The organism is Leucobacter sp. G161, from assembly GCF_001482305.1.
Classification (GTDB): Bacteria; Actinomycetota; Actinomycetes; order Actinomycetales; family Microbacteriaceae; genus Leucobacter.
In genome coordinates this window covers 1-13,733 of record NZ_LOHP01000075.1, presented here as the reverse complement: position 1 = coordinate 13,733, position 13,733 = coordinate 1, and the positions used below count along the sequence as shown (strand labels likewise).

At 61.8% G+C, this 13,733-nt stretch carries 14 protein-coding genes; 5 read left to right on the top strand and 9 right to left on the bottom strand.

The window, feature by feature from the left end; translation table 11 throughout:
- Positions 1–18: 18 nt before the first annotated feature.
- Positions 19–774, bottom strand: coding sequence for an MIP/aquaporin family protein (locus tag AUL38_RS12910; RefSeq protein WP_059062790.1), 756 nt, complete (start codon positions 772–774; stop codon positions 19–21).
- A 138-nt stretch (positions 775–912) separates the two neighbouring features.
- Positions 913–2,634 carry a glycerol-3-phosphate dehydrogenase/oxidase gene (locus tag AUL38_RS12905; protein WP_059062789.1) on the bottom strand — a complete coding sequence of 574 codons (1,722 nt, stop codon included), beginning with the start codon at positions 2,632–2,634 and terminating at the stop codon, positions 913–915.
- A gap of 108 nt (positions 2,635–2,742) precedes the next feature.
- Between AUL38_RS12905 and AUL38_RS12900 the strand changes: the two genes are divergently transcribed.
- Both AUL38_RS12900 and dinB read left to right on the top strand, forming a co-directional pair.
- Entirely contained in the window at positions 2,743–3,711 is a 969-nt protein-coding gene (locus AUL38_RS12900; protein WP_059062788.1) for a sugar-binding transcriptional regulator, read from the top strand.
- A gap of 91 nt (positions 3,712–3,802) precedes the next feature.
- A complete protein-coding gene (dinB, locus tag AUL38_RS12895; RefSeq protein WP_059062787.1) occupies positions 3,803–4,999 on the top strand; it encodes a DNA polymerase IV in 1,197 nt (398 codons plus the stop codon).
- A gap of 18 nt (positions 5,000–5,017) precedes the next feature.
- Here dinB and AUL38_RS12890 read toward each other — a convergent pair whose 3' ends face one another.
- The 4 genes from AUL38_RS12890 to AUL38_RS12875 form a co-directional block, all read right to left on the bottom strand.
- On the bottom strand, positions 5,018–5,632 hold the full coding sequence (locus AUL38_RS12890; RefSeq protein WP_059062786.1) for a DUF2017 family protein: 615 nt from the start codon (positions 5,630–5,632) through the stop codon (positions 5,018–5,020).
- On the bottom strand, positions 5,629–5,934 hold the full coding sequence (gene clpS, locus AUL38_RS12885; protein ID WP_059062785.1) for an ATP-dependent Clp protease adapter ClpS: 306 nt from the start codon (positions 5,932–5,934) through the stop codon (positions 5,629–5,631). The genes AUL38_RS12890 and clpS overlap by 4 nt, the downstream gene beginning before the upstream one ends.
- Positions 5,934–6,281 (bottom strand): metallopeptidase family protein, encoded by a 348-nt coding sequence (locus tag AUL38_RS12880; RefSeq protein ID WP_059062784.1) that lies wholly within the window; start codon positions 6,279–6,281, stop codon positions 5,934–5,936. The genes clpS and AUL38_RS12880 overlap by 1 nt, the downstream gene beginning before the upstream one ends.
- Before the next feature lie 68 nt (positions 6,282–6,349).
- Positions 6,350–7,069 (bottom strand): PIG-L deacetylase family protein, encoded by a 720-nt coding sequence (locus tag AUL38_RS12875; protein WP_059062783.1) that lies wholly within the window; start codon positions 7,067–7,069, stop codon positions 6,350–6,352.
- A 471-nt stretch (positions 7,070–7,540) separates the two neighbouring features.
- Between AUL38_RS12875 and AUL38_RS12870 the strand changes: the two genes are divergently transcribed.
- Positions 7,541–7,735 (top strand): hypothetical protein, encoded by a 195-nt coding sequence (locus AUL38_RS12870; RefSeq protein ID WP_059062819.1) that lies wholly within the window; start codon positions 7,541–7,543, stop codon positions 7,733–7,735.
- 59 nt (positions 7,736–7,794) lie between these two features.
- On the opposite strand, the gene AUL38_RS12865 is transcribed toward AUL38_RS12870, so the two are convergent.
- Entirely contained in the window at positions 7,795–8,154 is a 360-nt protein-coding gene (locus AUL38_RS12865) for a hypothetical protein (protein WP_059062782.1), read from the bottom strand.
- 225 nt (positions 8,155–8,379) lie between these two features.
- On the opposite strand from AUL38_RS12865, the gene AUL38_RS12860 reads away from it, so the two are divergent.
- Complete coding sequence (locus AUL38_RS12860) at positions 8,380–8,742, top strand: hypothetical protein (RefSeq protein ID WP_059062781.1); 363 nt, start codon at positions 8,380–8,382, stop codon at positions 8,740–8,742.
- A 118-nt stretch (positions 8,743–8,860) separates the two neighbouring features.
- A complete protein-coding gene (gene dprA / locus AUL38_RS12855; protein WP_083506863.1) occupies positions 8,861–9,853 on the top strand; it encodes a DNA-processing protein DprA in 993 nt (330 codons plus the stop codon).
- A 43-nt stretch (positions 9,854–9,896) separates the two neighbouring features.
- On the opposite strand, the gene AUL38_RS12850 is transcribed toward dprA, so the two are convergent.
- Both AUL38_RS12850 and AUL38_RS12845 read right to left on the bottom strand, forming a co-directional pair.
- Positions 9,897–12,086, bottom strand: coding sequence for an AAA family ATPase (locus tag AUL38_RS12850; RefSeq protein ID WP_161937441.1), 2,190 nt, complete (start codon positions 12,084–12,086; stop codon positions 9,897–9,899).
- Positions 12,087–12,155: 69 nt separating this feature from the next.
- Entirely contained in the window at positions 12,156–13,667 is a 1,512-nt protein-coding gene (locus tag AUL38_RS12845; protein WP_201023746.1) for a hypothetical protein, read from the bottom strand.
- Positions 13,668–13,733 lie beyond the last annotated feature (66 nt).

The window sequence follows — 13,733 nt, the reverse complement described above, 5'->3', positions numbered from 1 at the left end:
TTCCTTTCGCGGGTGCCGTTAGACAGCGAGTGAGAGTAGAGCGGGAGCGGCGAGCGCGGCGATCACGCCACCGACGAGCGGGCCGACAACGGGTACCCAAGCGTAGCCCCAGTCGCTGTCGCCCTTACCCTTGATCGGGAGGATCGCGTGTGCAATGCGCGGGCCGAGGTCACGTGCAGGGTTGATGGCGTAGCCGGTGGCGCCGCCGAGCGAGGCGCCGATACCGACGACAACGAGTGCGACGGGGAGCGCGGACAACGCTCCGAGCCCGCCAGGAACACCGACCTGGATGTCACCGTAATCAGCGAAGGCGAAGATCGCGAACACGAGTACGAACGTCGCGATGACCTCCGTGATGAAGTTCCAGCCGTACGAGCGGATCTCTGGTCCGGTCGAGAACACGGCGAGCTTGGTCGCTGCCTCGGGCTCGTCGTCGAAATGCTGCTTGTAGCTCACCCAGCAGAGGATTGCGCCGACGATCGCGCCGAGCATTTCTGCCGCAAACGCGACGAAGAACATCTCTGCGGTGATGGTGCCTGCGACGAGGAGGCCGATGCCGACGGCGGGGTTGAGGATCGCTCCCGAGTATGCGGAGACGAGCACGCCCATGAACACCGCGAGGCCCCAGCCCCAGTTCACCATGAGGAAGCCGCCGCCGTTGCCCTTGGTCTTCGCAAGCACGACGTTGGCGACGACGCCACAGCCCAGCAGCACGAGCAGCCCCGTGCCCACGAATTCGGAGAGGAAATACAGTCCGAGGTTGATGTCATTCATGTGTCTTCATTGACCTTTCAATGATCGCTGGTGCGCTCGGGGCGCATATCAGCGGAGCGGCACTCGCGTGTGCGAGCACCGCTGATGAGTACGGACACGCAGCGTCGGAAGGCGCTCCGTGTAACCGGCTGTCCCACATCAGCCGGTGATGAAGGTTCCCCCCTTAGTTGTGTCGATGCGGTGCGCGTTACGTAGCAGCGCGATGGTCCGCTCAATTTCCGAAGTCTGTGTGGCCTCGTCCCAGCCGAGGGCGTCAGCAATGGCGCCTGCCGCCGCACTGATGCGTTGCACGGTCAGACCGCCCACAAACGCGATCGAGGTACGGCGCAGCAGCAGATCATCAAGGTGCACGATCTGCTCGCTGTGCGCGAGATAGGAGAGCTCCGCTGCCGAATATCCGGGCAGATCGGTGAGCTCAGGGTCGTGTTCGGGCAATGCCTCGAGGATCTCGACAGCTCGGGTGCCGTAGCGGTCCAGCAGGCTTTCGACCCGGCCGGCATCGCGGCCGTCGGCGTGCTCGGTGATCCACCGCTTACGTGCGTTCGGGCTGGCCGGGAAGCCGACGCCGCCGCCGATCTGCCGGGTCTCAGTGCTCACGCTGCGCTGCTTGCCGAGCAGCGCGAGCGTGTCGTTCGCGAGGTGCTCGGCGAGCGCGCGGAACGTTGTCCACTTGCCGCCGACGAGGCTCAGCACCGGCACCCCGAGCGTGTCTGACTGCACGATGCGGTAGTCGCGGGAGACGAAGCCGGGGGCGGTGTCGTCGTGGTGTGGAAGCGGGCGGATCCCGGAGAAGGAATACACGATGTGTGAGCGGTCGACGGTGATCTCGGGGAAGACGTGCCCAACGAGGTCAAAGAAGTAGTCGACCTCGTCGTCGGTGCAGACGACGGGCTGTGACGGGTCGGCATCGATGTCGGTGGTCCCGACGAGCACGCGTCCCTTGAGGGGGTAGATGAGCACGATGCGGCCGTCGGAGTGCTCGAAGAAGATCTCACGCCCGGCCGTTGCGGCGAGCAGCTCGGGGTGGTCGAGTACGACGTGCGAGCCCTTCGTGCCGCCCATGTACCGCGTCTGTTCACCGAGTGCCGAGTTCGTGATGTCGGTCCATGGGCCGCTCGTGTTGAGGACGACCTTTGCCGTGAAGTCAAAGTCCTCGCCGGTGGTCTCATCGCGCAGCGTCACCTTGCCGCCCTGCATTCCCGCACCGCTCACGTAGTTCGCGGCGCGCGCGCGGTCGCCGCCGGCAAGCTCACCGTCGTGCAGCACGTCGAGCGCGAGTCGCTCGGGATCGTGCATTGACGCGTCGTAGTAGGTCGCCGTGTACTTGATTCCGTCGTTCATGGCGGGTAGCTCGCTCAGCGACTTCTTTTTGCCGAGGAAGCGGTGGCGGGGGACCTGACCGCCGTCACGGGAGAACGTGTCGTACATCACCAGGCCCATCTTGATGAGCGCCGCGCCGCGCTCGCGGGGCTTGCCGCGGCCGTGGGTCACGAGGAGCCGGAATGGGGCGGAGAGAAGGCCGGAGAACGTCGAGAAGATCGGGATCGTGGTCTCAAGGGGGCGAACGTAGTGCGGCGCGGTGCGGAGGAGCCGGTTGCGTTCCGCAACGGACTCCTGCACGAGTCGGAACTCGCCGTTCTCGAGGTAGCGGATGCCGCCGTGGATCATGTGGCTTGACGCAGAGGAAGCTCCGGAGACGAAATCACCGCGTTCGACGAGCGCCACGTCGACACCCTGCAGCGCAAGATCGCGGAACGTCGCAATGCCGTTGATGCCGCCGCCGATGACGAGCACTTCAGCGTTCGGGCGCTCCCGGAGGCGTGCAACATTCGGCCGAAGCGAACCGGGACTCACATGCATGACTTTTGGCCTCTCTATGGACGTTCTTTCAGCATGCTCGTACAGTGCACTGAATTGCAAAGGCCGTGCACATATGTGCAAGACTGGGCCGAGAACGGAGGCATCCACATGGCGCCAGAGCAGAAACGTGTGAAAATGCGCGAGGCACTCGCCGCTGCGCACCTGTACTACCGGCAGGACTTCACGATGGAGGCCATTGCCACGGAACTCGGGGTCTCCCGCTCCTCCGTGTCTCGACTGCTCCGATACGCGAGAGAGTCCGGACTCGTCGAAATCCGCATCCACTCACCGCAGGAGGCGCGGTCGCGTGTCGAACAGCGCTTCACCGACCGCTTCGGCGTGACCGCACACATCGTCCCAGGATCAAGCCGGCTCTCGGAGGCCGAACAACTCGACCGGACGGCCCAAGCCGCGGCCCACCTCATCGCAGCGAGCGTGAAACCCCGATCCATCATCGGCGTCGCCTGGGGCTCGACCATGAGCGCCGTCGCGCAGCGCCTGAGCAGCTCCGAAAAGCACGGCGTGCAGCTCGTACAAATGAACGGCGCAGCGAACGGCTACTCGACAGGGGTGCAGTACTCGACTGAACTGCTCGGAGGCTTCGCCGAGAAACTCTCCGCAGAGGTTTTTCAGCTCCCCGTTCCCGCGATCTTCGACGACCCGACGACCCGGGAGGCGTTGTGGCGCGAACGCTCCGTCGCACGAGTGCTCGACATGCAGGCCGCCGCGAACATGTTCGTCTTCGGACTGGGCTCACGCATCGGCGACCCACGATCACACATCTCCTCGGGCGGCGACCTGGGCGCCGACGACCTGACTGAGCTCGCAGGGCACAGCGTCGTCGGAGACTGCGCCAGCCGCTTCTACAGGCTCGACGGAAGCACCACGGGAATCCCGATCAACGACCGCTCCAGTGGCCCGCCGTTCGAGATCGTCCGGCGCGCGCCGCAGCGCATTTGCGTGGTGTCCGGCGCGACCAAACGAGACAGCTTGCGCGGCGCGCTCGCGGCCGGCATCATCACCGATGTTGTCGTTGACGAAGCGCTGGCCAGACTCGTGCTGGCTGCGGGGGAGTAGCCGCCCCGCGCGGGCAACAGCACGGCAGCGGGATGTCAGCGGTGTGTGATGTGATTACAGGGTGGGAACAGGACCGAGAACGACGCCGTCGATGCTGCACGTCGACATGGACGCGTTCTTCGTGTCCGTCGAACTCTTAGACAGGCCAGAGCTCAAGGGGCTCCCGGTCGCAGCCGCCCATGACACCGCCCGCTCGGTCGTCTCAAGCGCGAGCTACGAGGCCAGGCGATTCGGTGTGCGCTCGGCCATGCCGGTGGGGCGTGCCAAGCAGCTCTGCCCCCAACTCGTGCTCGTCACGCCGGTGTTTGAAAAGTACCGCGTAGCCTCACGCAAGGTCATGGAGATCTTCCGTGAATTCACACCGCTCGTCGAACCGTTGAGTATCGACGAGGCGTTTCTTGACGTCGCCGGCTCCGTCGGAATCTTTGGCCCGCCGATCGAGATCGCCAGACTCATCCGCGAACGGGTGCTCGAACGCACGGGGCTCCCGGTTTCGGTGGGGCTGGCAGGCACGAAGTTCGTCGCGAAGCTCGCCTCACAGCGCGCCAAGCCCGACGGGATCCTCGAGATCCCGCCCGAGAGAACGCTCGAGTTTCTGCATCCGCTCCCCATCGGGGCCATGTGGGGCGTCGGTGCTGCGACCGAGCGGGCATTGAAGACGCGCGCGATCCATACGGTCGGAGACCTCGCACGCGAACCGCTGCCCTCGCTGCGCGGCATCGTTGGCAATGCGAGCGCCGAGCGGCTGCACGAGCTGGCGAACGGCCGCGACGCGCGCGGAGTCGAGACGACCAGGGTCGAGAAGAGCATCGGGCACGAGGAAACGTTCGCGACCGACGTCGCCGACCCCGAGAAGCTCGAACGCGAGCTGCTGCGGCTCGCAACCCGCACCTCTGAGCGGCTCCGCGACGCCGACCTCGAAGCCCGCACCGTCGCCATCAAGGTGCGCTGGGACACGTTCGAAACGGTCACCCGTTCCCGAACGCTTCCCGAGCCAACGAACGCCACCCAGCGCGTCTATCGCACCGCCCGCGAGCTCTTCGACGCGCTGTCGCCCGGCGGGCGGCCCGTGCGCCCCGTGAGGCTCATAGGAGTGCGGGCCGAACAGCTCGTGCCCGCTGGCAGCGAGGGGCAGGCCCTCTGGGACGACGACGAGCAGTGGCGAGCGGTTGACTCCGCGGTCGACGAGGTGCGTGAGCGCTTCGGGGCGCTCGGGCTGACATCCGCGCGACTGCTCGGCGGTCGCGATGAGGTTGTGGATCCGCGCTCGCTGCAGGATCCCGGCTAACCGGAGCCTGGGAGCGGCTCAGGCCTCGTCGACCGAATCGCTGGCGTGGCCGAGCGCGACGACGGCCTCAAGCAGCGCGGCGAGCCAATCGTAGACGAGCACCGTGCCGCGGGTCGCATCGGCGTCGATCAACCTGTCGTAGTCTTCCTCGCGTTCGAGTCCGATCCGGGCCGCCATCGCGAGCCGCAGCGCGGTCACGGTCCGCGCCCAGGCCGGGAACGAATCGGGCGTAATGTTCACCGGGACGGGGGAGCCGTCGCCGAGCTCGGGGTCACCGCCTGCGTCCACAGAGAACTCTTCCGCATTGAGCGGGGTCACGGTCAGGTCAGCAATCACTTGCAGCGCGTCCTGGAGCTTACGATTAATGAGCCCTTGCTCGGTAACTCGGCGATAGCCCGCAGCATCTTCCGCGTCGGCAAACGCGTCGGGCAGTAGCCTGGCGAGCGCCGGATCCGCAGGCGTGGTGTCGCTCCCGCCGATCTCGAGGCTCGCGAAGAGCGGATCGGGGTCAAGCGCCGTCCGGCTGTGGCTCTCAAGCAGCATGATGAGCTGGTGCACCAGCTGCTTCAAGACCCCGGCTTCCTCGGACGCGAACAGGATCTCAACGCCGCCGTCACCGGGCTGGAGCTTCATGAGCCTGCTCCCTCTTCGGCCGTTGCCCAGAGCCCGAACTCGTGCATGGCCTCGACATGGAGTTCCATCGCCTCTCGCGAGCCCTCAGCGACGACCGCACGGCCGAAGTTGTGGACGCGCATCATGAGCTCCTCCGCACGCTCCTGTGAGAATCCGAAGTGAGACCGGAACACGTAGCTCACGTACGACATGAGGTTCACCGGGTCGTCCCAGACAACGGTGCGCCAGGGCTTGGTCGGAGCGACCGCGACTGATCCCTCGCCGGACGGGTTCCGCTCGACATCAGGAACGCGGTCGACCACTATCCCCACCCCAGCTCGTGAATTCGTTCCTCGCTCAGCCCAAGGAAGTGGGCGACCTCGTGCACGAGCGTCACGCGTATCTCGCTGACGAGGTGATCGTGGTCATCGCAGTGCGCCAACAGGTTGAGCCTGAACAGCGTGATGCGGTCGGGCTCTTCGCCGAAGCCGTATGCCTCGCGTTCTGCGAGTGAGAAGCCCTCGTACAGCCCGAGCGTGTCGGCCCCATCTTCGGGCTTGTCTTCGACGAGGAAGATGACGTTGTCGAGCTGTTCCAGCATTTCGTCGGGAAGCGTGTCAAGGCCGTCGGAGACCATGGCCTCAAACTCATCGCGTGACACATCGAGCATGCTTTCACCCTAGCGGCTTGCGGCGAACCCCGCCGTAAGAATCTCTGAGCTTCGTGTGCGGAGGATGCCTATCCCATCCTGTAGGCATGCACTGGCAGGGCATACGGCAGGCCTGCCAGTTCGCCGCCCGACGTCAACACCCCGGTGACGAGATCCTCGGGCGTCGGGTGATCGGTGAGCGCAGCGAGGTATTCGCTGTGCGCAGCGAGCGACGCGATCCCACGCTGGAGCGACTCCGCCGACACTTCGATCGCGTGGTCGGGGCGGTGCGCGGTTGCGAGCAGCCAGGTCGTCTTCCACGCCTCGACGCCGCCAGTGAGCTGCTCGCGGAACAGCCACGGGTTATCCGCGTCGCGAATCGCGTCGACCACTGCGAGCCCGGTCGAGCGGTGATCCGCATGGTTGAGCCCCCAACCGGCCTCGAGATCCCAGGTCATCGTGAAGATCGCGTCGGGGCGGGTCTCGCGGATCGCCTGCGCGATGCGGCGGCGCGTCTCGATCGAGTGCTCGATGAGGCCGTCAGGCATGTCGAGGATGGTGAGCTTGGAAACTCCGACGATGTCGCAGGCCTTGCGCTGCTCCTCCGAACGCAGCGGCCCGACCTCCTCGGGCGCGCGGTCACGCATGCCTGCCTCGCCCGCGGTGAGCAGCAGGTAGGAGACCTCGACGCCCTGCGAGGTCCACTCGGCGACGGCCGCAGAGGCGCCGTACTCCATGTCGTCGGGGTGCGCCACGATGCACAGGACGCGCTGAATGCCGGTCGGATCGAAACGTTCGAGAGTGGTCATGTCTTGAGCCTAGCCTCGTCGGCCTCGGAACGCCTGCCTGGTGGTTCTCGCCTTGCGCTCCCGCATCTCCCCGCGCGCTTGACGCATGATCTGGAATTTCCGGTTGGTATGACGGATTGGTGCCGAGCGGCGATAGGGAACGTCGATTCCCTACGGAACGTCGCAGTGGCCGTGCAGAAAACAGTTGAGGCCCACACTCTCCGTGAGAGTGTGGGCCTCAACTACTTGGGGTCCCTGCGTAGAGAGTTCTCAAACCCCACTCCGAGACTAACGTCGTTGATTTCTCGCTGGAAACGCGGGGTGTACCGGGTGTCGCAGAGGGTCGATGACGCACCGATTCATGACGTTCGAGGCCCTGTCGTCAGGAGGATTGGGAAACCTCAAACCTTTCTCACACCCTCTGAAGTGGATCGTCTGGTCGATGATTACCTCGCCGGACTCAGCGTCGGATACCTGGCTCACAAATATGGTGTGCACCGCGCGACAGTCTCGAAGCACCTCACCCGAAACAACGTCGTGCGCCGCCAGTATGGACTCACAATCGACGAAGCCGCTGAGGCAGTGAAGCTTCACGGCGGCGGCATTTCCATGCGCGCCATCGCAAGGACGCTCGGCGTCAACCGCAAGCACGTGCGCACATCGCTCGTCGCTGCTGGAGCAATATGATTTATCCGCTGCTCTGCGGTGAACTCTCACTCACCAGAGAGAGCGAGTTGGGGTTGACGCTATACCGGCCAGTCTTTGTACAGCTCTGAGCCGATGCCCTCCGAGTCAAGATCTGAGGTGACTCGCGGCCATAGATCGTCGAATATCTGGTCCGCATCACCCGTCCAATCGTTCGGAATGGGAGTTGGTGAATCAACGGAGTATGACACCGTGTACCCAGGCGCAGGCGAATCGTCCCATGTCACAGTGAGATTCAGGGTTGCAGTTTCCAAGGTGACATCGTCATCTTTATCACCGAATCGATCCGCAATGTACTCATAGTCATAAGAGAAAAAATACGAGTCATCCTGCTTCAACGAGCGCAGGTAATCGTCTTCGTCTTCGAATTCTTCACCGGTTGAGTCGTTGCGGTAATTCATGGATCAAGAATATGCCCTAACGCCGCGGCACAACCCAGTGCCATTGCGGATCAGTTTGCCGCTTGGACTCCACCTCCTCTTCCCCTCTGCTCACTGGGCGCGTACCCTGGACGTAGGCGGCCTCTACCTGCTTCGTCATCACCTCAAGTGGTGGCACAACTTAACGGCCTTGGCTGAACAGTTTTTCTTCTTCCTGTCGCCTTCGACTTGGAGAGGACTGTCATCATGTTCCGCCTGATCTGGATCATCAGCATCTACGTTCGCAGTTTCATGCGGCGCTTCATGCCCAGCAACATTGCGATCACCGCGCTCCGTACTCGTGGCGGCCTCAAGTGGGCAGCACCCGCGATGCTTCTGGCTGTGCCCTACCTCTACGCAGCCAGCTTCGTCACTGTGCTCATCAACGATGGAGCATCCAAGTTGTTCTATGTCGTTTCCCTCGCATGCATCTGGAACGCGCTGAAGTTCATCGCAAATGGCATCATGTGCACTGGACTCCTCGTGCGAGTTCGTCTACACGAGCGCCGACTCCGCCGGTCGATCGACGAACTTACGGTGCAGCCAACTGAGCAAATCGTTGGCGTCTAGAGGGCTTGAGGGAACTTGTCAACGGCAGAGTCGCTAGCCGTACGACAGCGAACGTGAGTGCTGACGGGCAGATCTGTGCACCTGTACTGGTGAACTCCAGTTGCAAAGGAACCCGCAGATGCCTACCCTGACTGATCTTGCGCGAGACGAACGTTCAGCACGCCTGGTGCTCTCCCTCGTTGGCACGCCGAACGACGAAGCGACCGGTCGGCTCCTCGCCCAAGTCGGTGCGCAGGACCTGATCGCGCTTGCGGATCGCGACACCGCGGTTCCCGGCATGGATCGGGCTGAGGCCGCGGTGTGGCGCGATCGCATTCATGCGCGTTCCGGGGTGGATCGGGTCGCCTCGCTCTTAGCCGAAAGCGAGCAGTTTCAGTTCCTCATTCCTACCGATGACGAATGGCCAGCATCGTTGCGCGACCTTGGTGATCGTGCGCCTTACGGTCTTTGGGTGAGCGGCAAGACTAACTTGCTCCGTGGTGATGCCGCTGAACGAGTCACGATTACCGGATCGCGCGCAGCCACAGGATACGGAACTTTCGTTGCCGAGGAGATCGCAAGTGATCTCGCCGGAGGCGACCGCACAGTGATCGCAGGTGGCGCATACGGCATCGAAGGCTCCGCACACCGAGCCGCACTTACCGGAGGCGGAAACACGATCGCAGTGATGGCATCGGGCGTCGATCGTGCGTATCCGGCAGGCCACAATCAGCTCTTCGAACGCATTGCGCAGAGCGGTCTCATCATGTCCGAGGTACCACCCGGAATCTCACCAACTCGGCAGCGGTTCATCGACCGATCTCGCATAATCGCCGCTATCTCAGGTGCCACCGTCATCGTCGAGGCAGGGGCACGCTCGGGTACGATGCGTACCGCGTTCGAAGCCAAAGATCTTGGCCGCATAGTCGGTGCAGTGCCCGGCCCGGTCACCAGCGCTGCGAGCTTCGGCACCAACGTTCTACTGCAAGAGGGCACCGCTCGGGTTGTCACTAGCGCAAAGGACGTAGTGAACCTCATGGAGTCGAGTATCGACACTGCTCGGGCCGAACCCCTCAACAACTCCTTTAGCCGTTCGGCAGCGTGGAAACCCAGGAGCGCACCTGCGCTGTGACGCTGTCATTTCCCACGACAACGTGCCGCTGGTGCCGGAAATGCTACTCCTCCATCATCATTTCGTAGTGCGCGGCGTGGCCCGATGCTTCAAAGACTTGCTGGAATGCACGAATATGTGTCGTCGCGTCGGAAGAGATACTTGAGTAGTCAATGTCCCAGGGTGCAGTGTGAGAACCATCGTTGTACCAAGAAAGTAGCGCCTGACACGCCCATCGATCACTTTCAGGAATTTTCGCGATTACTTTGTCTGTATCGAACCCGCCCGCGATTTGGAAGTAGTTCTCAATGATCCTTCGCATGGCGTTGGGAAGCCAAGCTGACATCTCTGGGTTCTCAGACTTGGATGCCGCTCGAACTTGGTCCCAGAGCTGGGTGTAATTCGACTTGATGGGTGACTTTTCATAATGCTTGTATGTGGTTCGCCCGTCAGCGCCTTTCGTTAGGACAAAGAATGAGCGATCACCAGGGCTTACGCCCTTTGGCGTGAACTCTGACTCCTTGAAGAAGTATGCGTTATGGGTGAGGAGGACGACTTGCTCTAGCCTCCCCGTGCCCTCAACGCACGACTCAAAGATTTTTCGAAGAAGAAGGTTGATCACAAAGAGCATTTCACCATCAAGGCTTGAAACCGGATCGTCAATGACAGCCACGACTCGGCCTGGAGCGCTCTGGTCCTCGTGGATTCGCATGAGCTTATGGAAGTAGTACAGGAACGAGATGAGAGTCCGTTCACCCTCGCTAAGTGTTTGACTGGCGGGCGTCCCGTCGGGACGAACCAACTGATAGGTGTCGTCATTATCTATGTGCTGAATAGAGAAACTGAGAAACCCAAGGTTCTGTAGCGTACGGTTGATGGCCTCAACTGTGGGAACTGCAGAGGTGAGGCGTAGCTGCAGCCCGGAGAGTTCGTTGCGTTTCTGAGTGAGCTTGTTCCTCGCATCGCTCAGTTTCGTTCCGAGACTGGCTAGAGCCTTGTTTGGAGCATTGATTGCCCCATCGTGTTCAGCGAGATCATTGTCCACAACGGAATGTACGTAGTATTGCCAGACTTCTGCCTTGAGGGACTGGAGGGCGCGCTTTTTGTTTCGGAGCAATTGATTGGACGCATCAATCCGTTCATTTGCGACAGAGATCAGTTTGTTGACCTCTGCTTGCAGGGTGCCGAACCCTTGTAGGTCAACCCTTGACGAAGGAGCCTCAATCTTGCTCTTGACCTGTTCGATCCTCAGTGCGATCTGCCGCATAAGCGACTCAGCGGCCTTCAAGATCCCTGGTCCTTCCTCAGCAGCGGTTGCGCGAATGGTAGTCAGGAACTCATCAATTTCAGCGGAGACGTCCTCCTCACTCGTCAAGATCTCTCTCACTGCGCTGACTTGATCCTCATAGAAGTGGTCGAATAGCGAAACCAGTGAAGCCTCGATACCGGCGTCTATAGATTGCTGACAAAACGGGCACTTGTTTCTTGATGCCTCCAAATAGTGCAGACCCTGTCGCACCCAATCCGAGTTTCCGACCTGTCTGGCGAAGTCTCCAAAGCTTGTTTCATCCTTCGACTTGATGGGTTGTGTCAACAGATTGATTTGTTCGGCGCTCAGTTCATTCAGTTTCGGAAGCTCCTGAATTCGTGGAAGCTCCTTGGCGTCTTCTGACTCCAATGTTGCGTATGTCGCCAGTAGCTCCTTACTGGTTTTGAGCCCTTCAGGAGTAGTGAACGCTCGAACCCGATGAACCTCAGCTACGTTCTTGCCACTGTCGCCAAGAAAGCCTTTGAACGCTTGCTGCATCGGTTGAGGTAGCGTCTTTCGCTTTTCCCAACAAGCATCGGTGAGTCTTGAAGCCGCCTCGCTGACTAGCTTCTCCTGCTTCTTGATCGATTTTTCCAGCCCATTGACCACATTCGCTGCTTCTTCAATTTCTCCAATTTGACGTCGTCCGCCCTCGGGTTGTTTCCCAGCAAGCTCGTCGATTCGTTGCTGTACATCTGGATCTCCATCGCGGATGACAAAAACCCCGGGCATTCGCTGATCGGGAAGTAGAAGGAGGTCAACGAAGTTCTTATCGAACAGCTCTTGAGTGAGCCCTTGCTCTTGGACTGCGCGCAAACCCTTGGCGATCGAAGACTTTCCTGAACCGTTGGGACCGTACAAGAATGTAACCTGCTTCAACGGCTGTAAGGGTGGCGTGCCAGTCCCGAAGCACGGGAGATGATCAATCGACAATGCTGCGATCACGCTTATCTGCCTTCCATATGCCGTTGAGTAGCGACCGGAAGTCGCAGGTGGAAAGTCACCCGGTCGCTTTCACAAGCGTATCCCGCGGGCATCCGGCCTTCGCATTTGGGCCTCGTTGCGACGCGGGCGGCTGAGCTTGGAGATCGCGCGGAGTGCGGCTTCGGCGCGGGCTCGGTCGATCTTTTGGGTGGTCGTTTCTGGTGGAGCGCCAAGTGCAGTCTCGGTGGTGATTGTGTAGCGGTCTCGGTATGCGGCGGCGACGCGGGCCGAGCGCCTCCAAGTTGCTGCATGGCGAGGTTCTTCAGGCATCGCCCCAATGTCCTGCACCCAGGTGGCGCCAGCAGAAATGTCACGGTCGAGTACGGCGTCGGCACGTTCTTCTATCAGTGAGCGGCGTTCCTCAAGCGCGGCATGCATTTCGCCGCTCATATCACTGGCTGCCTCCGGGATTAGTCCTGCGATCAGCCGAGGTGCCATACGTGAGCGTCCCGAGCCAACTGCACGTGCAGTCGCCGCCGCAACCCGGTGTCGCAGCACCGCTGCGATGTCATCAGCGTCGTCGAAACCTCGTGCACGCACGAGACGTGGAAGCAGCGCATCCACATCATGATGGTTGGCTTCAGCTCGGCGCAGCTCGGCGGCTATTGGGCCGAAGGCGTCTGACTCGATCGCGGCGGCGGCATCCGACTCCGAGAGGCCCGATGCGCGGAGCAGCGTCGCCCACCGGTCGCGTTGCGCGGCGGCCGCGATGGTCTCGTACTCTGCGGCAAGCTGCGCAATCGTCCCCCACGTTTCTTGCTCGGCAACGAGAGATTCGTGAGCCGAGAGTTCTGCTCCAACGTTTTGCAGCACCCCATAAAGAACGCTCCGTCCCGTTGCTCCGTCGTCGTCCGCAGGGTGTGGTCCGCTGTGCAGAGAGTCGGGTCGATCCACCGCCACATACGCCCGGTTAAGTTCGCGCCCTCGGGTCATGGCCACATAGAGATTCTCGCGCGTCATCGACGAATCAACGAGCACATGCGCGGTGTCGGTGGTGACACCCTGCGCACGGTATGAAGTGATCGCGTACCCCAGCTCCAGATGCTCGGCAATGTAAGCCGCGGGCAGCACAACAGAACATCCCCGAGCGGCCCCGAGCCGACGAGCGACGACGGCACCATCGGTACGCACGTCAAGCACCGTCCACCGGTCACCGTTCCGCACCCAACCGCGCCCCGCAACCAGCCTGCGGTCATTCCTGCGGGTGATCACCGTGTCACCTATCGCCGCTCGGCTGTCATCGTGCAGCGTCGCTTCGCGCGGCCCGCGCACAGTGCCATCGAGGATCAGGTCGGTACGAGCCCGACTGTTGAGTGCGGCCGCTGATTCGTTGGAGTCAGAGATCAAGATTGAGGATCGCCCCGCCGCCCGATCGGCTCGCCAGGCTTTGTATGCGGCATCGACCATGACTTCGGTCTCACCATCGATGATGCGCGCGTGCGAGTCATAGGCATCGATAGCTTCGGTGCGGCCGTGGCGCAGGTCGAGCGAAGTGGCCTTCTCCCAGGCGTGCGTGAAGCGGTGCACATGGGTCTGATGCACGTTTAGGTGACATTCAACATGGCTAGTTTCTGCTGGCCTGGAAGGATGAACCTATGCCTCCTCGTT

What these genes read in the sequence shown, in the direction of transcription:
- AUL38_RS12910 (WP_059062790.1), bottom strand. Translation starts at nt 774, where the DNA reads ATGAATGACATCAACCTCGGACTGTATTTCCTCTCCGAATTCGTGGGC.
- AUL38_RS12905 (WP_059062789.1), bottom strand. Translation starts at nt 2,634, where the DNA reads ATGCATGTGAGTCCCGGTTCGCTTCGGCCGAATGTTGCACGCCTCCGG.
- AUL38_RS12900 (WP_059062788.1), top strand. Translation starts at nt 2,743, where the DNA reads ATGGCGCCAGAGCAGAAACGTGTGAAAATGCGCGAGGCACTCGCCGCT.
- dinB (WP_059062787.1), top strand. Translation starts at nt 3,803, where the DNA reads ATGCTGCACGTCGACATGGACGCGTTCTTCGTGTCCGTCGAACTCTTA.
- AUL38_RS12890 (WP_059062786.1), bottom strand. Translation starts at nt 5,632, where the DNA reads ATGAAGCTCCAGCCCGGTGACGGCGGCGTTGAGATCCTGTTCGCGTCC.
- AUL38_RS12880 (WP_059062784.1), bottom strand. Translation starts at nt 6,281, where the DNA reads ATGCTCGATGTGTCACGCGATGAGTTTGAGGCCATGGTCTCCGACGGC.
- AUL38_RS12875 (WP_059062783.1), bottom strand. Translation starts at nt 7,069, where the DNA reads ATGACCACTCTCGAACGTTTCGATCCGACCGGCATTCAGCGCGTCCTG.
- AUL38_RS12865 (WP_059062782.1), bottom strand. Translation starts at nt 8,154, where the DNA reads ATGAATTACCGCAACGACTCAACCGGTGAAGAATTCGAAGACGAAGAC.
- AUL38_RS12860 (WP_059062781.1), top strand. Translation starts at nt 8,380, where the DNA reads ATGTTCCGCCTGATCTGGATCATCAGCATCTACGTTCGCAGTTTCATG.
- dprA (WP_083506863.1), top strand. Translation starts at nt 8,861, where the DNA reads ATGCCTACCCTGACTGATCTTGCGCGAGACGAACGTTCAGCACGCCTG.